The 21,578-nt window shown below is 52.0% G+C and carries 10 protein-coding genes; 8 read left to right on the top strand and 2 right to left on the bottom strand.

What is annotated here, in order from left to right:
* Positions 1-268 precede the first annotated feature (268 nt).
* The 3 genes from malQ to glgX all read left to right on the top strand — a co-directional run bounded on the left by malQ (position 269) and on the right by glgX (position 9,203).
* Positions 269-2,509 (top strand): 4-alpha-glucanotransferase, encoded by a 2,241-nt coding sequence (gene malQ, locus MXE39_RS08905; protein ID WP_246978311.1) that lies wholly within the window; start codon positions 269-271, stop codon positions 2,507-2,509.
* A 1,403-nt stretch (positions 2,510-3,912) separates the two neighbouring features.
* Positions 3,913-6,123 carry a 1,4-alpha-glucan branching protein GlgB gene (glgB, locus tag MXE39_RS08900; RefSeq protein WP_246978310.1) on the top strand — a complete coding sequence of 737 codons (2,211 nt, stop codon included), beginning with the start codon at positions 3,913-3,915 and terminating at the stop codon, positions 6,121-6,123.
* 893 nt (positions 6,124-7,016) lie between these two features.
* Positions 7,017-9,203, top strand: coding sequence for a glycogen debranching protein GlgX (gene glgX / locus MXE39_RS08895; RefSeq protein ID WP_246978309.1), 2,187 nt, complete (start codon positions 7,017-7,019; stop codon positions 9,201-9,203).
* 284 nt (positions 9,204-9,487) lie between these two features.
* Here glgX and MXE39_RS08890 read toward each other — a convergent pair whose 3' ends face one another.
* Complete coding sequence (locus MXE39_RS08890; protein WP_247073999.1) at positions 9,488-9,676, bottom strand: hypothetical protein; 189 nt, start codon at positions 9,674-9,676, stop codon at positions 9,488-9,490.
* Between the two features lie 57 nt (positions 9,677-9,733).
* Here MXE39_RS08890 and MXE39_RS08885 point away from each other — a divergent pair, with 57 nt between their 5' ends.
* The 5 genes from MXE39_RS08885 (at position 9,734) to MXE39_RS08865 (ending at position 20,284) form a co-directional block, all read left to right on the top strand.
* On the top strand, positions 9,734-10,117 hold the full coding sequence (locus MXE39_RS08885) for a hypothetical protein (RefSeq protein ID WP_246978308.1): 384 nt from the start codon (positions 9,734-9,736) through the stop codon (positions 10,115-10,117).
* A gap of 431 nt (positions 10,118-10,548) precedes the next feature.
* A complete protein-coding gene (locus MXE39_RS08880; protein WP_246978307.1) occupies positions 10,549-16,401 on the top strand; it encodes a DUF3418 domain-containing protein in 5,853 nt (1,950 codons plus the stop codon).
* A 614-nt stretch (positions 16,402-17,015) separates the two neighbouring features.
* Complete coding sequence (locus MXE39_RS08875; RefSeq protein WP_246978306.1) at positions 17,016-17,954, top strand: flagellin; 939 nt, start codon at positions 17,016-17,018, stop codon at positions 17,952-17,954.
* 232 nt (positions 17,955-18,186) lie between these two features.
* A complete protein-coding gene (locus tag MXE39_RS08870) occupies positions 18,187-19,107 on the top strand; it encodes a flagellin (protein WP_246978305.1) in 921 nt (306 codons plus the stop codon).
* Positions 19,108-19,339: 232 nt separating this feature from the next.
* Positions 19,340-20,284 (top strand): flagellin, encoded by a 945-nt coding sequence (locus tag MXE39_RS08865; protein WP_246978304.1) that lies wholly within the window; start codon positions 19,340-19,342, stop codon positions 20,282-20,284.
* A gap of 257 nt (positions 20,285-20,541) precedes the next feature.
* On the opposite strand, the gene MXE39_RS08860 is transcribed toward MXE39_RS08865, so the two are convergent.
* Positions 20,542-21,081, bottom strand: a complete 540-nt coding sequence (locus MXE39_RS08860) for a helix-turn-helix domain-containing protein (protein WP_246978303.1) — start codon at positions 21,079-21,081, stop codon at positions 20,542-20,544.
* Positions 21,082-21,578 lie beyond the last annotated feature (497 nt).

Below are 21,578 nucleotides of genomic sequence, written 5' to 3'. Positions count from 1 at the left end.
ACTGTATGTCGTCAGCAGGGATGTGTCGTGTTCAAAAGTGGCGTTGCGGGCATTGTCTTTTGCTGTGTGGTCACATGCATCAGGGAGTAACAGCCCTGACCAGGACCTGGTGAGACCACGCGGCTGCGCCATGCTGTGGCCGCACTGCGGCCGGGATGCGGCCGGGATGCAGCCATGCTGCGACAAGGTAAATATAAGGCTGCCGCCAGCCATGCCTGTGCCTTTTGAAGCTCAGGCGGCAGAGGCCTGGCTGTGAGGTTTATAACAGATGATTGATTTAGAGAATTTTGCCGATCGGGTAGGCATTGCACGCGACTATTTAGACTGCAATGGCCAGTACACCCGGATCACCAGAGAAGCCCGTCTGGCCACGCTCGGAGCCATGGGCTATGACCTTAGCAATGAACAGGCTATTCAGGAGCGCATGCTTAAGGAGGAAATCACTCCTTATCAGGAAATTCTTGATCCTGTATGCGTAATCCGCATGGGTGAGCATCCTTTTATCATGGTGCGCACCCCTGAGAAGGTAAGCGAGGCTGCAGTACTGCGCTGGACCCTTACTCTTGAAAACGGTGATGTGCATGAGGGCGTCACCCCGCTTGATGAAATCGAAATTGCCGATTACGAGGAAGTTCAGGGCCGGGTCTACGATACCCGCCGCTTTATTCTTACCAATGAGCTGCCAATGTCTCTGGGCTGCCTGCCTCTTGGCTATCACTCCTTTAAGGTTGTGATTGAAGATGGCGTAATGCACACTCAGTCTATTGAGCAGCTGCTCATCATGACCCCGCTCAGATGTTATGTACCTGAGCCAATGATGGCCGGTCAGAAGATGTGGGGTGTTTCCGTTCAGCTGTACTCTCTGCGTTCCCGTGTTAACTGGGGCGTAGGTGATTTCCACGATCTGCGCCTGCTGCTCAAGGTTGTTCATGACCGTGGCGGTCAGTTTGTCGGTCTTAATCCGCTGCATGCGGGCTATCCGGCCAATCCTGACCCTGATATGATCAGCCCTTATTCCCCTTCCTCACGCCGCTGGCTGAACATCATTTACATCAGCGTACCTGAGGTCCCTGAGTTCATGAGCTGTGATGCTGCCCGTGAATTTACCGGTACTCAGGAATTTGCCAAGAAGCTGCGTTCGCTGCGTGACCGTGACTATGTTGACTACAAGGCTGTACTCGATCTCAAGCTCAAGGTTCTTGACATGGTCTTCGATTACAACCGCATGACCGACCGTCGCTCCAACCGTGGCAAGAAGTTCCTTGAGTTCGTCCGTCAGGGCGGTGAGTCACTGCTCAATATGGCCACCTACGATGCCATGCAGCGTGAGTTCTATGACGAGGGTATCAATGCCTGGGGATGGATGAAGTTCCCTAAGCAGTACCATGACTGTCAGGGGCCTTTTGTTGAAAAATGGCGTGAAACTCACAAGGAAAAGGTCTACTTCTACTGCTATCTGCAGTTCCTGGCTCAGGAGCAGCTTGAGGAGGCTTACCAGTCTGCCAGGGATGACGGCATGGTGCTTGGTACCTACCGTGATCTGGCTGTGGGCGTAAGCGAGGGCAGCTGCGATGTCTGGTCTGACACTGACAATATCTACCGTGGTTCTGCCGAGATAGGTGCGCCACCTGATCCTTTAGGTCCGCTGGGCCAGTCATGGGGTCTTGCTCCAATGGAGCCTCATGCCCTGCGCCGCAGCCGCTACAGTCAGCTTATTGAGCTCTTCCGTGCCAATATGAAGTCCTGTGGCGCCCTGCGTATCGACCATGCTGCCGGTCTGTACCGTTTCTGGTGGGTACCTGTCGATCACAAGCCAACTGAAGGCGCCTATATTTACAACAATATCCACGACTGGCTGGGTATTCTGGCTCTGGAATCACAGCGCAACAAGTGCCTTATCATTGCTGAGGATCTGGGCACTATCCCTATGGAGCTGCGTATTGCTCTTAAGGAATCAGGTGCACTGTCCTACAAGCTCTTCTTTGGTGAAAAGGCTGCCGATGGCGGCTATATCGCGCCTCAGGACTATGAGCCTCAGGCTCTGAGTGCCGTAACCACTCACGACATGCCAACTCTGATGGGCTGGTGGTCTGATTACGATCTCAGGCTGGGCAAGGAGCTGGGCATTTACAACGACGAGAATGTAAAGCAGATCGGCGATGAGCGTCACTGGAACAAGCAGCGCATACTCGACAGTCTCCATGGCCTTGGTTCCATTGGTGATGAGGTGCCACGTCGTGCCGCCGATATTCCTGAAATGACCCCTGATCTCATCATTGGTATTGAGCGTCACATGTGTCGTGGCTCCTGTGCTCTGTTCTCATCTCAGATTGAGGACTGGACCGGTGTGCTCAAGCCTGTGAACGTTCCTGGCACCTTCCGTGAGTATCCAAACTGGAGACGCAAGCTCACCGTCAATGTTGAGGACCTCGACAAGGACAACTTCGTCAAGGAGCTCACCCGTGCCATGACTCAGGCACGTGAGGAAGCCTCAAATCGACGCCACTAAAATCTGCGCACTGCCATGGCCGCGCTGCATCAGCAGCGCCATGGCGCTGCCAGAGCGCTCACCGGTCAGCCGGTAAGCGCCAGTCTGCCCCGGCCGGGGCAGCTGCCACTTTGCAGGGCCCTGCATTTCAGCAATGAAGTGCAGGGCCCTCTGTCTTTTTGTCTTGAACGATGCGGAGCGGCCGGAGCCTGTGCCTGGATCCATGGGGACACTGTCTGGCTTACGGCCAGAAACCATGGCCCCGAGATCCGGGCGCATGGTCAATGGCCCGCAGGGCGCAGGCGTGCCGCACGGTCAATGGCCCCAGGGCGCAGGCAGGGCGAACGGTCAATGGCTCGCAGGGCGGAAGTACGAACGCCGGTCATCGATCACGGCCCTGAGGTCTGGGCGTACTGCCAATGGACGTATGGCGGCCAGCCGCCCACTGCAAGCATGCTCAATGAGGACAGGCCAGCTGTGGGTTGCAACTGGTCGGGGTGAGGACGGCTGTCATAGTACAAGGGCGTGCTGGCGGGCTATAATGGCTGATGTCCATTGTTTATTTTTGTGTACAGTCAGTTGTGTGTCCTGTTCGGGGCCTGTCAGGGGCATGTCCGGGGCTGTTCCGGAGCCGGTGCATGGTCCGTTGATTCGGGCTTTTGCGTGGTCAGGGCAAGCTGTGCGGGGGTTGCGCCCATTTTTCGATCACAGCGCAAACTTTTGGCTGCAAAAGCTGCATTAGATTTATCAATAATGAGAACCCCGCCACGATAATGGCTTTTAGCTTACTCACACGGCCAGTGCATGATATAAACTAATGGAGGCAGATCTGACAGCTGCGCGCCTAGCGCCTAACAGACTTAATCACGCATGCTTTGAATTTTTACTTTAATTCTGTACTTTGATTTCTGTAGTGTTTTGAGCACCTTGCGCTAACAGTCTGATCCCTGAGTTTAACCTGCAGGTGTGAACTGTGCAGAGCTGTTGCTGTTCTCCTGAAAACCTGCTCACAGTGAGCCCGGGCTCATGAGTATGGACCGCAGGACCTTGTACCCAGCTGCTGGCGCCTGTCCCTGAGTGCACATGATGCACCTGATATGGCGGCCAGTATCATTGGGGACATGCCATGTACGGACATACAGAGCTGTTTTTCAGGAGAGCGGCTGAAAGCCAGGGCATCTTTGCCCGAAAGCCACAGGCCCTGCCGTGCAGGTGCTTTATCCGTGTGGAAATAACATAGGAGCTGTCCTTTCTGAAGCTACGTCCTGCATATGCTCTGTTATGCCGGCAGGAAAAGGATTGTGCGTCTCAGGGCGCCTTAATCTGTCAGGATATACTCCAATCAGCCTGATTTGAGCGCTCGCGGCTCATGGCGGCCCTAAGGGCTGGCCAGCCTGAGAATGCCAAACACAAAGGAGCTACAAATGCTTATTGATGAACTTAACAGTGCACGTCTGACCAAACCTTTTGAGGTTCTGGGCCTGCAGCCTGATCCTAACGGCAAGGGTTATATCATGCGTGCCTGGCTTCCGGGTGCCACTGCCTGCCGTGTGTTTGCTCTGAAAGGAAGAAAAGAACTCGGACAGCTCAACGTGGTCAATCCTGACGGCCTTTTTGAGAAGGTCTTTGAGGATGCCACCGGCCCGTTCCATTACTACTTTGAAGTTCAGTACAACGATGCCACTGTAGAGGTTATTGATCCTTACCAGTTCCGTGAGGAGGCTTTCTACGGTCTGAACACCATGTATGAGACCCCTGAGAATATCTACAAGACTCTGGGTGCTCAGCTCGTTGAGATCGAGCTTGACGGTGTCAAGGTACGTGGTACCAAGTTTGCCGTATATGCTCCTTCAGCTACCAGCGTAGCCGTAATCGGTGACTTCAACTTCTGGGATGGCCGTCGTCACCCAATGGCCCGTTCCCTCCTTGGTCACTGGGTACTCTTTGTCCCAGGTCTTGAGGCCGGCCAGCGTTACAAGTTTGAAATCAAGGACAACAATGGCAACCGTCTGCCTCACAAGGCCGACCCTGTAGGCTTCTTCCACGAGCAGTATCCTTCCTTTGCCTCCATCATTTCCGATCAGACCACCTACAAGTGGAACGATGACGAGTGGCGCAAAGCTCAGCTCAATGACAAGCTTACCCAGCCTATGTCCATTTATGAGGTGCATCTTGCCTCATGGAAGCGCCGTCAGGACGGTGGCAGCCTTAATTACCGTGAACTGGCCCGTGAGCTGGTCGACTACTGTAAGGAAATGGGCTACACCCACATTGAGCTGCTTCCGGTAATGGAATATCCATTCTCAGGCTCATGGGGTTATCAGCCAACAGGTCTGTTTGCACCTACCTCCCGCTTTGGCGGTATTGACGACTTCAAGTTCTTCGTTGATACCTGTCACCAGAACAATATCGGTGTGATTCTGGACTGGGTACCAGCCCACTTCCCAACCGATGCCCATGGTCTGGCCCGCTTTGACGGTACTCCAGTATATGAGTACGAAGATCCACGCCGTGGCTGGCACCCTGACTGGAACTCCCTGATTTACGACTTTGGCCGTGATACCGTTCGTAACTTCCTGGTAGCCTCTGCCTTAATCTGGCTTGATTACTACCACATCGACGGTCTGCGTGTTGATGCCGTAGCTTCCATGCTGTACTGGGATTACTCACGTAAGGATGGTGAGTGGATTCCTAACGTAAACGGCGGCAACATCAACTATGAGGCTGTCTCCTTCCTCAAGTGGTTCAATGAGATTGTCTACCGCAAGTTCCCTGGCGCCATGACCATTGCCGAAGAGTCCACAGCCTTCACCGGCGTATCCCGTCCAACCTATACCGGTGGTCTGGGCTTCGGCTTCAAGTGGAACATGGGCTGGATGCATGACTCCCTTGAGTACATGTCACAGGATCCTTACTTCCGTAAGTATCACCATGGCGAAATGTCTTTCTCCATGATCTATGCCTACAACGAGAACTTCATCCTCTCCATTTCCCATGATGAAGTAACTCATGGCAAGCACTCCATGCTCTACAAGATGCCTGGTGACGAGTGGCAGCAGTGCGCCAATCTGCGTTCTTTCCTTGCCTACCAGTACGGTCACCCAGGCAAGATACTCAACTTCATGGGTACTGAAATTGGTCAGGGCAATGAGTGGAATCACGACGCCAGCCTTGACTGGTGGCTTCTGCAGTACGACAAGCACAAGGGTGTTCAGGCTCTGGTCAAGGACCTCAACCACTTCTACAGGCAAAATGCCGTGCTCTGGGCTAACGATTACGATCCTGATGCTTTCCGCTGGCTGGACGTATCTGACGCTGAGCACTCCGTATTTGCCATGCTGCGTACTCTGCCTGACAGAGACAATGCTCAAGGATCAGGTCAGAACAAGGACGAGATCATCATGGTCTCCAACTTCACTCCTGTGCCTTATGTGGCCTACCGTCTGGGTGTGCCACGTCCTGGTACCTACAAGGTGGTATTTAACACCGATGACAAGAAGTACTGGGGTTCAGGTTATTCAACCGGCCCTGAGAACCTTGAGGCTTCCAACATTTCCTGGCAGGGTCAGTATCACAGCCTCGTGCTGGATCTCCCTCCACTGGCCACCATCTTCATCAAGAGAGTTGGTGACTGATACGGATAAATGGCAGCCTCAGTTAAATCTTATGAAGGCTGCCTGATTTTCCGGGGCCGTCTGTCTGCTGCCCCTGGTACAGACGACGGCCCTTTTTACAGGCTTAATTAAGCGATCAGTCTTTTCCGTTTTAGCTGATCGTTAAGACAACAGCTCTGTTTTCCTTTGATCCTTGTTACACGGGACGGCACCTGTATCACCCTGCAAAGCTCCTGTGTCCTGACTCTGGCACATTTTCCGGCCAGCAGATCAGGCCGCACCGGCAGCTGCAGGCTGACAGTACAGGTACCGCCTGCAGCACCATCAGGTCATTTCCCCGAGGTGGAGAGGGCCTGACTGCTGGTATTTAAGAGCCTGAGGCTCTTAAATGAGCTGACAGGGCCATTGACATACCCCACAGTCCTGAACTGCAGTGCTGCTCTTTCCAGCATTGCTGCATTTTCTGCAGTGCTGCAACTGTCTGATCCGCACTGATACGGCATCAGACGCGGCAGGCGCCAGCCGCTGCAAGCTGCTGGCAGCTGCAGGCAGTTGCTGTAAATCAGGCAGCCAGTACTTATGGTCAGTGGGATATACAGTGGTCTTATGGAAGTACTGGACGCATACCTGAGCACTGTGATGAGACTGCCAGTCTGGCATGTCAGGTCGGATGTCATGACAGCCCCTGAGGGCTCATGACTTATGACATGGCGGCCTTTGCAGTCAGCAAGTCACATGGCCTGGCTGTGCCCGGTCTGTACCGGTATGTCAGGGGATGAAGGAAAGCAGAGCTGTTTTTTTATTCAGTTTTTGTGCAGGCTTAAGATCTGTTAAAGCAGGCACCGCTCCGCACAGAGAACCTGCAGATGCGCCATGGCGCAGCATGCAGGACGTGAGTGCGGTAAGGACCCATTATGCTCGAGCTTATTACTGAGGACAGACAGCGTCAGGTTGGACTTGGCGCAACACTCTGTCCTGATGGTTGCTACTTTTCCGTCTGGGCGCCTGATGCCCAGGAGATTGTTATTCATCTCTACACCAAAAAGGACGAAAAGCTGGGCGAATTTGCTCTGCAGAAGAAAAAAGGTGGTGTGTGGTACGGCCTTATAAAGGGCGCCAAAGCAGGCGACTGCTACGCCATTGAGGCCAAAGGCACTGAAGATCCTTCCAGAGGCTTTTATTTCAGGGAAGGACGTTTCCTGGTGGATCCTTATGCCAGGCAGCTTAACAAGGCCTTTGTCTATGATGAAGACAGATATCTCAACGACAATGAGAAGTGGATTCCAAAGGCTGTTATTCAGGGCGAATCAGATTTTAACTGGGAAAATGTTCCCAAGGTCTTCCGTGACCGTGCTGACGTAATCCTTTATGAAGCTCATGTACGCGGTATGACCAAACTCAAGGAGGATGTACCACCTGAGCATCGTGGCACCTATCTTGGCATGTGCCATCCAAGCGTGATAGCCCACCTCAAGCATCTTGGCATTACTACCGTGCAGCTGATGCCAGTAGCTGCCTCCATGTCAGAGCCTTTCCTTATCAAGCGCAAGCTGTGCAATTACTGGGGATACAACCCTGTATGCTTCATGGCTCCAAATCCTGCCTATGCCGTCAATCCTGATGATGCGGTCAATGAGTTTAAGACCATGGTCAAGACCTTCCATCAGAACGGTCTGGCCGTAATTCTTGATGTGGTCTTCAATCATACTGCCGAAGCCGGTATTGATGGTCCAGTGTTGAGCTACAAGGGCCTTGATGCCCGTAACTACTACGCCTATGAGCGTAATCAGGACTCTTCGTTAAATTACGGACAGTTCATCAATGCCACCGGATGCGGTAACTCCTTTAATGCCGACAGCATTATCTCTACCCGTCTGATTATGGATACCCTCAAGTACTGGCTCAATGAGATGCAGGTTGACGGTTTCCGCTTTGACCTTGCTGTGACTATCTGTCGTGAGAGTCATACCAATACCTACTATGCCTTTGACTCCAACTGCGGTTTCTTCAAGGCATGCTTTGCCAATCAGGACACTAATCAGGCCCTCATGGTGGCCGAGCCGTGGGATCCGGGCCTTGGCGGCTATCAGCTGGGCAACTTCCCTCGTGGCTGGTCTGAGCAAAATGACAAGTACCGTGACTGCGTACGCCGCTTCTGGCGTGGTGACCGTGGTCTGCTTGGTGAACTTGCTACCCGTCTGCTGGGCTCACGTGATGTCTTCCACAAGGGCAAGCGCTCCATTAATGCCTCGGTCAACTACGTTACCTATCATGACGGTTTCACTCTTGAGGACCTGGTATCGTACAACTACAAGCACAATGAGCTTAACCTTGATAACAACACCGACGGTACCAGTGAGAACTTCTCCACCAACTGCGGTGTAGAGGGTCATACCAAGGATCCTGAGGTTCTCAAGCGCCGCTGGCAGATGAAGCGCAATCTCATGGCCACTCTGATTCTGTCACAGGGTATTCCTCATATCCTGGGCGGTGATGAGTTAAGCCGTACTCAGCTGGGTAATAACAATACCTACTGTCAGGACAATGATCTCAACTATCTGCACTGGAATATCTCCCAGGAGCAGCGCTACTTCCAGGACTTCATTGCCAAGCTTATCGGTGCCCTCAAGACCAGCCGTGTGCTCAATGAAATCAATCTCTTTGATGATGATTTCTACAAGTACGAAAACGACTACATTGCCAAGTGGCGTCGCTCTGACGGCCGCCTGCTGCGCGATGAAGACTGGCACTCCCATGAGATTAACCACCTGATGCTCTATGTGGGTGATCGCAACTACAGAGGTGAGCGCTGGTGCATTATGTTCAACAATGAGGACAGGGATCTCATGTTCCGTATGCCAAGCATTCTTCACGATCGCTACTGGCATGCCCTGATTGACTCCTCAGAGGAGGACGGCGTCCCAAGACGCTATTCCAACGAGTCTGGTCTTGAGAGCATGTGCGCCGCACACAGCGTCAAGGTACTGCGCATGGATGTGGTCGAGAGCTCCTCTCTTGTATCCGATGAGAGCATGGACGAGCTTATTTCCTCTCACATTCTGTCGCGTTATGCTCCTGGCAACACCAAGTTCCAGTACTAAAAGCAAACGCCCGTATCCGGTCTGCCGCGCAGCCCGGATATGCTCAGGTGCCGCCCCGGCGGCACCAGCCGGGCAGCTCGCAGCAGCCCGGCCTTACCAGACATCAAGGCAGCCCCTGTGGCTGCTTTTTTCATTTAAAGAACCGCCATACATAAGCCCGCCATGTCTGCCATACCCGGCCCGCTGGTGCTCAATGCGCTACCGGCCGGCCAGCCAGCAGGCCGGCATCATGTAGATACCAGTTGTCCAGCTACTGCAGCAAAACCGCCATATCATTACTCCGGTCAGGTCAGCCTGAGCTGAGCCTGTCCTGGTGGCAAGGTGAAAACATGGTGTGTTAATTGAAGCCAGGCATACAGCATCATCGGTATCAGCACCGTCTGCAGCACCGGCGGCATCAAGAGCAGCAGTACGGACTTCAGCACAGGCGGCATCAAGGGCATCAGCATCGTCTGCAGCACGGGCTTGAGCACCGGCTGATCAGGGACTGTAGCCGCTGAACGTGGAAACTGTTGAAAGCAGGGACTGTTATGAAAAACATATGTGTTTACGAGGATAAGCGCTACAGCGACAGCTCGCGCTATGAAAAGGTGGATGAGCACATCTACCGCACCATTGACAGGCTCAGCGGTGAGCCATGCTATGTCACCTCGCTGAGTTTCGAGCAGGAAAGTGATCTTGGAGAGGGCAGTGGACCGTCAGACATTTCCGAATATCCACTTGAGGACATTCTGGACAGGTTCATGGTGGCTGTCAGTGATTTTTATGAAGCCAAAAACTCGGCCAGCCAGGATGTATGCTACCTGGAGTTTCAGGGAGAGGACGTGCAGGACATCAGGCAGTTGCTGACCATAGCAGGGCGCCATGTCTATAACCAGAGCAGGGGCGAGAGCGTAATCCTGGTCATCGAGTAGCAGCTCAGCCATGCGTATATGGAACCTCAGCCCAGGCAGTGGGGGCGGACTATATCCGGGCCTGCACGTCTGGCTGTCGGAATGTGATCGTGCCTGAAGGGCAGGCTGTTGGATTGGGGCTGGTCCAGCAAGTCGGCAGCTGGTCTGTGGTCTGGCCGGAGCGGCATGCTGCCAGACTTTGCTTTGACCTGTACAGGCGGCTGAAGTGCTCATGGCCTGGCTGTTCAGGGTGGGCGGCGGGCGTACATACCATGATTCCCATGCTTATCGTATAATATTGCGGCTGCAACAGCCCTGGGGGCTGAAAACGGCTTCCATCAGTGGCACCGATATTGGGCTCTGGCAGTGGGAATCTGATGCAGACATGGTTATTTCAGCCTGTAACCTCGTGTAAGACGGGGCGGGCTTTTACCTTTTGGGAAGCTTTTGCGATGAGTGATAAATCCTCCACTTCTTTCAGCTCTTTTGCCGATCTTAAGGATCTGCAGGCACGTCTGCGCCGCCAGGAGGCCGATCAGGCCCAGGCAAAGGCAGATGCCATCGTTGTAAAGGAGGGCGCTGAACATACCAATCCACTCAAGCAGAAAGCTGCCCGTCTTGAGAAGTACACTACTGCAGCCATGAACCGTGATGCTGAGCGTAAAGACAGTGCTCAGAAGAAAGACAGTATCCAGCAGAAAGGCAGTGCTTCGCATACAGGCAATGCTTCGCATACAGACAGTGATCAGGGGCTGGGTAACAGCCGTAGTCATTCAGGCAGCAGGGACGACAGGCCGCGCCATGGTCGTGGTGAGCATGCCAATGACAGCAGCCGCAGTGAGCGCAAAGATCGCTCCGGTCGTGCTGCCAGTGACCATGGTCAGGGCAGCAGGGGCGGTAATGGTGGACATGGCCGTAACAGCCAGAGCAGCAATGATGCCCATGGCAATCATGGCAGAAACAGTGATCGTCGCAATAGTCGTAAGAACGAGGCTACTCCCGAAGAGCGCCTTGAGCAGGCCTTAAACCGTCTGCAGAACAAGGCTGACTCTCTTAACCGTCACCATCAAAAAGATCAGCAAAGAGCTGCCGCCGCCGCTAAAAATAATGAGCGCAATGCAGACAGCGAGCGCAATGACAGTAATGCGCGCAACGACCGCAGTGACCACAATGAGCATAATGGCCGCAACAGGAATGGCAACGGCTCACAGAGCGCATCTGGCAAGGGCGGCAGGGACAACACAAGTCGTAACAGGGGCCGATCTGGCGGCTCTTCAGAACACTCTGCAGAATATATTGCAGAGCGTCATAATGCTTCACAGAACAGAAAAGAAAAGGGGCGCGACCGCAAGGATCGCTCAGACAGGGCTGCACGTAAAAACCGTGCTCCGCTCCTGCAGGGACGCTATTTTGATCTGGAGGCTCTCAAGGCTGTACGTGCTCTTGATGATGTTATTTCCTGGCAGGCCCGTCGTCAGGCTTATCGCCGCCTGAACGATATTGACAGTCTGATCCTCAAAACCATGCAGGATCTCATGGATGAGCAGGCAGCCGATGCCAGAAAGGCAGAATCGGCTGCATCTGCAGCTGCTGCACCATCAGATGCATCAGTTCCTTTAGCCGATGTTCAGCCAGTAAAAGACCAGTCATCTGCCTCTCAGGACAAGCCAGCTGAGGGTATGGAGCATCCTGTTGACGCAGCAGCATCGGATGCTGTATCGGCAGCTGCTGAGTCAGCCATGGAGCAGCCTGCTGACGCAGCAGCATTGGACGCTGTATCGCCAGCTGCTGAGTCAGCCATGGAGCAGCCAGGTAAGGTGGCTGCAGGGGCTGCAGCTTCAGTTGCTGAAGTTACAGCTCCTGTTGCTGGTGCTGCGGCTGCTCAGGGTAGGGAGCTTAGTCGTGATGAACTCAAGGAGCTGGCACTGGGCAGTGCTGCTGTAAGCGCAAAGCGTGAACAGCTGCTGCTGTGGCTTGAAGAGCAGAAGGCTGATATTGAGCGCCGCAATAACAATGTGCCGCCACTTGAGTACCCTGAGTCTTTGCCTGTAAGTCAGCGCCGTGAGGAAATTGTCAAAGCCATTGCTGAAAATCAGGTGGTTATTATTGCCGGTGAAACCGGCTCTGGTAAGACCACTCAGATTCCTAAGATGTGCCTTGAGGCCGGCTATGGACGTCGCGGTCTTATCGGTCATACTCAGCCACGTCGTCTGGCCGCACGTGCTGTCGCTGCCCGTATTGCTGAAGAAATGCATGAGCAGCTGGGTAAGAGTGTCTCTTACAAGGTACGTTTTACTGATATAAGCTCACCTGAGTCTTACATCAAGCTGATGACTGACGGTATTCTGCTTTCTGAGCTGGCATCTGACCGTCTGTTACTGGGCTATGACGTCATCATTATCGACGAAGCTCATGAGCGCTCTCTTAATATCGATTTCCTGCTGGGATATCTGAAGAATCTTCTGCACAGCCGTCCTGATCTCAAACTCATCATTACCTCCGCTACCATTGATGTGGAGCGTTTTTCTGCCCACTTCGATAATGCTCCAATTATTGAGGTGTCCGGTCGCACCTATCCAGTGGAAGTGGTTTATATGCCGCTTATGGATGACAACCGTGGTCTGTACATTGAGGGACATGATGGTAAGGGCCGCTATGAAAATGATCATGGCAGTGCCAACCATATTCTTAGCAACCGTAATGACCTGATTGATGCAGCTCTGAGCGATTCAGGCCCGGGCGCATGGCGTGATTATCAGACTTCAGGTCCTGGCGCAGGTGGTGGCTCCATGGCGGCTTTACGTGCCGCCGCAGCCGCATCTGCAGCCTCATCTGCATCTTCTGCAGGTGCCGGTTCTGCTGCTGCCCGTGCCGCAGCTGCCCGCAACAATGCAGCTGATGATGATCGTGATCTGGCTGACACCATGGATCTGCGTCAGGGTATTTTGCAGGCCATTCACTATCTGCAAAAGCGTGGTCGTGGCGATACCCTGGTATTCCTGCCTGGCGAGCGCGATATTCTGGAAATTTCCCAGTTCCTGCGCAAGGCCGGTCTGCGTGACACCGAGATTGTTCCACTGTATGCACGTCTTGCTACTGCAGAGCAGAACAAAATCTTCACCGAGCACAGCGGTGTACGTATTGTGCTGGCCACCAATGTTGCTGAAACCTCGCTGACCGTACCGGGCATACGTTATGTTATTGATCCTGGTCTTGCCCGTATTTCACGTTACTCATCACGTACCAAGGTGCAGCGTCTGCCAATTGAGCCAATTTCCCAGGCCAGTGCCAATCAGCGTAAAGGCCGTTGTGGTCGTGTCAGTGACGGTATTTGCGTGCGCCTGTACTCCAAAGAGGATTTTGACAACCGTCCACAGTTTACTGATCCGGAAATCCTGCGAACCAATCTGGCCTCGGTTCTGCTGCAGATGGCTTCACTGCGTCTTGGCAGAATTGAGAACTTCCCTTTCATTGACGCTCCGGCCCCACGTCAGGTAAGTGATGGTCTTCGTCTGCTCGATGAGCTTGGCGCTGTAAGCGAGCGCCCATGGAGCGGCAGTGGCAATGACTCCGGTAACGTAAATGTTGCAGGCAGCGGCAGTGACAGCAATGCTGATGGCGATACAGGTGAGGTACGTAGGCGTAACTCAGGCCACAGTGGCCGTGTCCGCAATGGTGATGGTGATCAGCTGCATCTTACTCAGGTTGGCCGCATGATCTCCCGTCTGCCTTGCGATCCTCGTCTTGGTCGTATGATTGTTGAGGCATCAAAGTACCGTGCTCTCACCGAGGTACTGGTCATTGTGTCAGCTCTGGCAGTCATGGACCCTCGTGAGTACCCGCTTGATAAGAAAGAAGCCGCAGCTCAGTACCATCGTCGCTTTAACGATGAGAAGTCTGACTTCCTTTCCATCCTCAAGCTCTATGACTACATCAGAGAGCTGCAGAGCTCACTGTCCGGTTCTGCGCTGCGCCGTCAGCTCAAGCAGGAGTTTATTTCATTCCTGAGAGTGCGTGAGTGGCTTGATGTGCTGCGTCAGCTGCGTGCCAGTGCTCAGCTCATGGGGCTTAACTTCAATGAGGAAAAGGCTGATTACGAGTCCATTCACCGTTCTCTTATATCAGGCCTTCTAAGTCATCTGGGTATGCTTGAGCCAAATGGCGCCAACTATATCGGTGCCCGTGGCTCACGTTTTGTCATCTTCCCGGCTTCGGCTCTGGCCAAAAAGCCTCCTAAGTGGATCTGTGCAGCTGAGCTCTCAGAGACCAGCCGTCTTTTTGCCCGTACTGTAGCTTCCATTGACCCTGTCTATGCTGAGGCCTGTGCCGGTCATCTGATTAAGAACAGCTATAACGAGCCGCACTGGTCCAAGAAGAACGGTGCTGTTATGGCCTCTCTGACCCGCAGCATCTACGGTCTGCCTATTGTGCAAAAGCGCATGGTTCAGTATCAGGATATTGATCCTCGTCTGTGTCATGAGCTGATGATTTCAGATGGCTTTGTTGGGGGCAACCTTGAGTGCAACCATCGCTTCTTCAAGCACAATATCTCTCTTATCGATGATGTAGAGTATCTTGAAGACAAGGTGCGTCGCCGTGATCTGCTGGTAGATGCCAGCACTCTTGAGCAGTTCTATGCCGAACGCATTCCTGAGCATATCTGCAACATCCGCGATTTTGACAAGTGGTGGAAGACAAAGAGCAAGGAAGATCCGCATTTTCTCGACTTCAGCTATGAGCTTATTGCTCGCACAGACATTATGGGCATTGAGGAGCGCTCTTATCCTGAGTTCTGGCATCAGGGCTCCATGCGCTTCAAGCTCAGCTATGTCTTTGATATAGGCTCTGACAGAGACGGTGTCACAGTACATATTCCTATTACTGTGCTCAATCAGGTCAAGGTTGAGGCTTTCCTGTGGCAGATTCCAGGTATGCGAAACGAGCTGTTTGCTACCTTAATCCGCTCACTGCCAAAGCGTCTGCGCCGCAATCTGATTCCGGCACCTGAGTATGCCAAGGCCCTCGAGGAAAGCCTGTCCATATACACATCCGGTATCAATAACCCTGATTCTGCAGCAACTGCAGCCGGTGCCGCAGGCTCTGCACAAGGCGCAGGTGCGGGCGCAGGCAGTTCGGGCAATCCTGCAAGGGGAGGCGGTCTTGCTGCCATGGCTGCAAAGTCTGCCCGTGGCTCTGACAATCTCTTTACTGCCGTAGCACGCGAGCTTACCCGTATGGGCGGTGAGATTGTTACTGCCGATGATTTTGATCGCAGCCTTATTCCTGATTATCTTTTTGTCAATTTCTCCATTGAGGATGTCAATGGTCAGGAAATAGCTTTTGGTAAGGACTTTACTGCTCTGTCATCACGACTGCAGGGCAAGGCCCGCGAGGTGCTCCATCAGGTGGTGCGTACTCATAAGGTCAGTGCTCCGGCTCAGGAGTGGGAGTATGGCACTATCAAGAAAGAGCAGGTTACCCGCCAGGGATCATTGCGTATTACTGCCTATCCGGCTCTTACTGACAGAGGAGATGGTGTAACCCTTGAGCTTTATGACAATCCGCAGCGTCAGGCACGTGCCATGGAGCAGGGCGCAGTAAAGCTTATTGCTCTGAGTCTCAAGAGCCCAACTGGTTATCTTGAAACTCATCTGCCTAACAGGGCCAAGCTGTCGATGTACTATCAGCCTCTGGGATCTATCAAAGAGCTGATTTTCGATCTTATGCTCTGTGCCATCAGAAACATCATGGATCGCAATGGCGGTGTGCCATGGGATGAAGAAAGCTTTGTACGCATCAAGGAGATAGTACGAGGTGAGCTCAATGATGAAGCTCTGAGCATTGCCCGCAGCATAGAGGACAGCCTGATTAAGGCTCACGAGCTTCGTCGTCTGCTCAAGCGCAGCATTTCCTTTGATCAGGCCCGCTCTTATGCTGACATGCAGGCCCAGCTGGACAGCCTGATTTATAAGGGCTTTATCAGCGACTGTGGCACTGAACATTTAAGCGAACTGCCACGCTATCTTCAGGCCGCTCTTGAGCGCCTGCAGCGCCTCAACCGCGATGTAGTACGTGACCAGATGTATATGCGTACTCTTGATAACCTCAATGAGGAGTACCAGAAGGTTATACGCAGTTATCACGAAGATCTGCTGCCTCCGCCGCTCAAAGATGTACGCTGGATGATTGAGGAGCTGCGCGTATCCTACTTTGCACAGCATCTTGGTGTGAATGGCCCAATCTCGGACAAGCGTATCTACAGCGAGCTCGAGCGCATCACCCGCGAGTGGCCACCTCACAAGTAACTATTAACCGGCCGAAGATCCGCCGACCCACCGAGCATCCGATCCACGATCCACCGATCAGCGGATCCACGATCCACCGATTCGGCGGCCATGCTGGACGGTGGCCCTGGCAGTCCATTTATCCTGGCAGTCCATTGGCCATGCCAGAACAGAAAGGGGACAGTCTGAACAAATCAGACTGTCCCCTTCTTTTTGCGCAGATAGCGCAGGTCTTCAAAATTTTGAAAATGTAAAGCTAATTTGACGCATGTATTTTCTGGACCCAGCATAGCGCAGTTCCTGTGGCATAAGGCAGAGCAGTTCATGACTTGCGAAACTGCTTATACACAAGGATTTGCATGTGTCTTTCGGATACTGTGATGATTGAAAGCTGGAAAAATAGTTTCAGTTATTTTTAGAAATAATGAAATGGCTGTCTGACTGATAAATAAGGCAAATGCAGGGCAATTTGCTGTCAGATTACATAGATACGTAATTTCTGTCTGGCAAGTGTCTTGCAGTGTCTGGATTGATCGAATACCGTGTCATCGCTTAAATACAAGTAATGAGCGTGGCTTCCATAGTTTTTCAGGCCCGTCAGGGTCAGTATTAGAACCAGAACATGGAGATAAAGAATGGCCCTGTACGTTAATACGAATGTCAGCAGCATTAATGCCCAGCGCAAGCTGAGCAATGCTACGCTGAGCTTAAACACCTCATATCAGCGCCTCTCTTCAGGCCTGCGTATCAACTCAGCCAAGGACGACGCAGCTGGTCTGCAGATTTCCGACCGCCTGACCTCCCAGATTAATGGTCTCAATCAGGGCAATCGTAACACCAATGACGGTATTGCTCTGGCCCAGACCATTGAAGGCGCTCTGGACGAGACCACCAACATGCTGCAGCGTATCCGTGTGCTGGCTGTACAGTCCGCCAACGGTACCAACTCCCAGAAGGACCGCGATGCCCTCCAGGAAGAAGTAACCCAGCTTTCTGCTGAGATTACCCGTATTGCCAAGCAGACCACCTTTGCCGGCGACCAGATTCTTGATGGCGCAGGTGCAGGTTTAATTCCGGGCACAGGTAATAACAAGGGCAAGATCGTATTCCAGGTAGGTGCTAATGCCGGCAATACTCTGTCTCTTGACTGGTCAGCTGCATTTACCATGTCTGGCCTTATTAAGCAGATAGGCATCAATGCGCCGGCAGCTAAGGACAACGGTCTGTTTAAGATTGATAATGCATTTGGTCAAGGCAAGGCCGACTACCGCTGGTCTGTTTCCTCTGCAAGTAGCTCTACCAAGACCCTTGAGAACATCGATAAGATGATTCAGGCTGTTGATTCCAAGCGTGCTGGTCTTGGTGCTTTACAGAACAGAATGGAAAGTACCATTCGTAACCAGGCTAATATCTCTGAAAATCAGTCTGATGCCCGTAGCCGCATAAGAGACACAGACTTCGCCTCTGAGACCGCTGCACTCACTCAGAATAATATTATCCAGCAGGCTTCTCAGTCTGTTCTGGCCCAGGCCAACCAGCGTCCTACTATCGCTCTGAGCCTGCTGGGAGGCTAACAGAAAGTTTTCTGTCCAGCGAAAATTCTTTTTCGAAACTTTCTCTCTTATTTCTCTCTTTCATATCAAGTTGCTGTGCTGTGAAGCCCGTCGTTATTCAGGGTACGTAACCAGCATGCACACAACACTCCTGGAAGGCAGTACTTGTTAAGTACTGCTTTTCAGCATTAAAAATATTACATAAAGACAACCAGTGAGCTGATGAGGTTCAAAAGGTTTTAGAGAGTAGATTATGGCTTTATACGTTAATACGAACGTCAGTTCCATCAATGCGCAACGCAAGCTCAGTAATGCCACTCTGAGCTTAAACACCTCATATCAGCGCCTCTCTTCAGGCCTGAGAATCAATTCCGCAAAGGACGACGCTGCCGGTCTGCAGATTGCTGATCGTCTGACCTCCCAGATTAATGGCCTTAATCAGGGCAACCGCAATACCAATGACGGTATCGCTCTGGCCCAGACCATCGAAGGTGCTCTGGACGAGACCACCAACATGCTGCAGCGTATCCGTGTGCTGGCTGTACAGTCTGCTAACGGTACTAACTCCCAGAAGGACCGCGATGCCCTTCAGGAGGAAGTAACCCAGCTGTCTGCTGAAATTACCCGTATTGCCAAGCAGACAACATTTGCTGGACAACAGATTCTGGACGGAGCTAAAGCTGGTCTTATACCTCAAAACGGCAAGCTGACTTTCCAGGTTGGTGCCAATGCTGGTAATACCTTAGATTTAGAGTGGTCAGATGCCTTTACTATGTCAGGCATTGCCAAGCAGGCTGGAATTAATCAGCCTAATGCTAAGAATAACGGCCTGACAAAGGTCGCACTTGGTAACAATAAATTTGACTATCGCTGGTCTGTATCTTCAGCCAGTACTTCTACCAAGACCCTTGAGAACATCGACAAGATGATTCAGGCAGTTGATTCCAAGCGTGCTGGTCTTGGTGCTTTACAGAACAGAATGGAAAGTACCATTCGTAACCAGGCTAATATCTCTGAAAATCAGTCTGATGCCCGTAGCCGCATAAGAGATACAGACTTCGCCTCTGAGACTGCTGCACTCACTCAGAACAACATTATCCAGCAGGCTTCTCAGTCTGTTCTGGCCCAGGCCAACCAGCGTCCAACTATCGCTCTGAGCCTGCTTGGAGGTTAACAGACTACGCTCTGTTTCCCCATAATTTTTTCGATACTTTCTCTCTTATTTCTCTCTTATATCTGAAGTTGATGTGCTTCTAAGCTCCCTGTGTAACAGGGAAGCTTCAGCTGTATGCACACAACGTTTTTTTGAAGGCAGTACCAGTTTCGTACTGCTGCTTCAATACTGAAAATAATACAGAAAGATACCTTGTGACCTGTATGGTATAAAAGGTTTTAGAGAGTAGAATATGGCTTTATACGTTAACACGAACGTCAGTTCGATCAATGCTCAGCGCAAGCTGAGTAATGCAACCCTGAGTTTGAATACCAGCTATCAGCGCCTCTCTTCAGGCCTGCGTATCAACTCAGCCAAGGACGACGCAGCCGGTCTGCAGATCTCTGACCGCCTGACCTCCCAGATCAATGGCCTTAATCAGGGCAACCGCAACACCAATGATGGTATCGCTCTGGCCCAGACCATTGAAGGTGCTCTGGACGAAACCACCAACATGCTGCAGCGTATTCGTGTGCTGGCGGTACAGTCTGCCAACGGTACCAACTCAGCTGCTGACCGTAAGGCTCTGCAGGAAGAGGTTACCCAGCTGTCTGCCGAAATCACACGTATCGCCAAGCAGACTACTTTCGCCGGTCAGCTCGTGCTTAACGGAAAATATGACGCTGCTAAAAATAGTAACAGTCTCATTCCAGCAGACGGCAAGCTTACTTTCCAGGTAGGTGCCAACGCAGGTAATACCCTGCAGCTTGACTGGGGCAATGAGTTCACTTTAAGTGGCATTGGTCTTTTAGCCGGCATTCAAGCTAATGATATGAAAGACACTGGCGACAAAGGCCTTGTTAAGTCGACAGCTGGTGGTAATGTCACTATCAGATTTGGTGTATGTACTGCTCAGGTAGCAACCAATACTCTGGCGAATATTGATGCTCTTATTCAGGCTGTTGATTCCAAGCGTGCTGGTCTGGGTGCTTTACAAAATAGAATGGAAAGCACTATTCGTAACCAGGCCAATATCTCTGAGAACCAGTCTGATGCCCGCAGCCGCATAAGAGACACAGACTTCGCCTCTGAGACCGCAGCTCTGACCCAGAACAACATTATCCAGCAGGCCTCCCAGACCGTGCTTGCTCAGGCCAACCAGCGTCCTACAATCGCTCTTAGCCTGTTAGGTCGTTAATACAGTATTCTTTTATTATCATTCCAGGCGGGGCATACCCGCCTTTTCTCGCTCTATTAAAATCGATATTAGTATATGTATGGTGGATCCCTGCAGAGCGTAAAAACTGAAGGGGACAGTCTGAGTTTTCAGGCTGTCCCCTTCGTTATTTTGGCCTTTAGATATAGCGTTATGGCGCTCGGAAACTGCGCAACCAGCTGCTCCCGTATTGAGATTTATGAAGCTGTTCGTGGGCGGAATGGGCGCGCCAGCCCTGGCTATTTCTTATCGCTGCTGTCGGTATCTTTTCTGGCAGCTGACTGCTTGTCGGCATTGCGCTCAGCGGCACCGTCCTTGCGCTGCATTGATTTCTGCAGGTCGCCAACGTTAATGCCCTTGCTCTTGAGGTAGCGAAGAACAGGGTGGTAAGGCAGGTTCAGGTAGTTTGCGATAGACTTGACGTCACGGGCCTCATCAGGGCTGTCTGAGGTCAGTCTCTTTTCTACTACGTTATCAATCATGTCCTGCTTGCTGTCGCTAAGAACAGTCTTGCGGCCGGAGCGGGGCTTGTCTGCAAGACCCTCCATGCCCTTTTCCTGAAAGCGGCTAAGCCACTTTCTGACAGTCTTGCGATCAAGACCAAGTTCACTGCTGACCTTGGATATAGACTGGAGCTCGGCAAATTTCAGAATTACCTCATAGCGCTCTCGCAGGCGTGAGCTGGCGCTGCTCGCTACGGCCTTGCGTATACGCTGGAAGTCCGGGTGAGCCTGAATGGCGCTGGCTTCAAGTGTTTTGTCTAACGAGGTCTGGTTCATTTCGAGGAAAAATCCAGGTGCTAAATCGGTTGTGAAATCAGGTTACAAGGAAACAGGACAAGAATATGTTCTGCTGTTGATCTAACGGTGCTGCTTTCACAAGATTCTGTATTTTCTGTTACTCAGCAGGTACAGGCATGCAGTGTGATGCCTCATCAGGTCTTATAGAGCTGTTTCCATACAGATGTGTGATTCCTTGTTGGACATCAAGGACATCGGGACACGGTCAGGCGCACATAAAGTATTTTATGTGTATAAAAAGCAAAAGGCATAATAAGTACAGCCCTCTGTACATATAGACCGACAATTCGGTCCTTAAGAAAAAAACAACACAGAAATGTGCTTATATTTACAGATTCAAATGCGAATAAAAATATACTATCTTATCCTACTACAGGTGATAGACATCACATTTTTGCCTGTAAGATGCTTGGGACATCAACAATACATATTTAGACATATATGTTTATCTAACACTAGAGTACCGTATGATGCCA

The organism is Anaerobiospirillum sp. NML120511 (assembly GCF_023050955.1).
Taxonomy (GTDB): Bacteria; Pseudomonadota; Gammaproteobacteria; order Enterobacterales; family Succinivibrionaceae; genus Anaerobiospirillum.
This window is presented reverse-complemented; position numbering and strand designations above follow the sequence as displayed.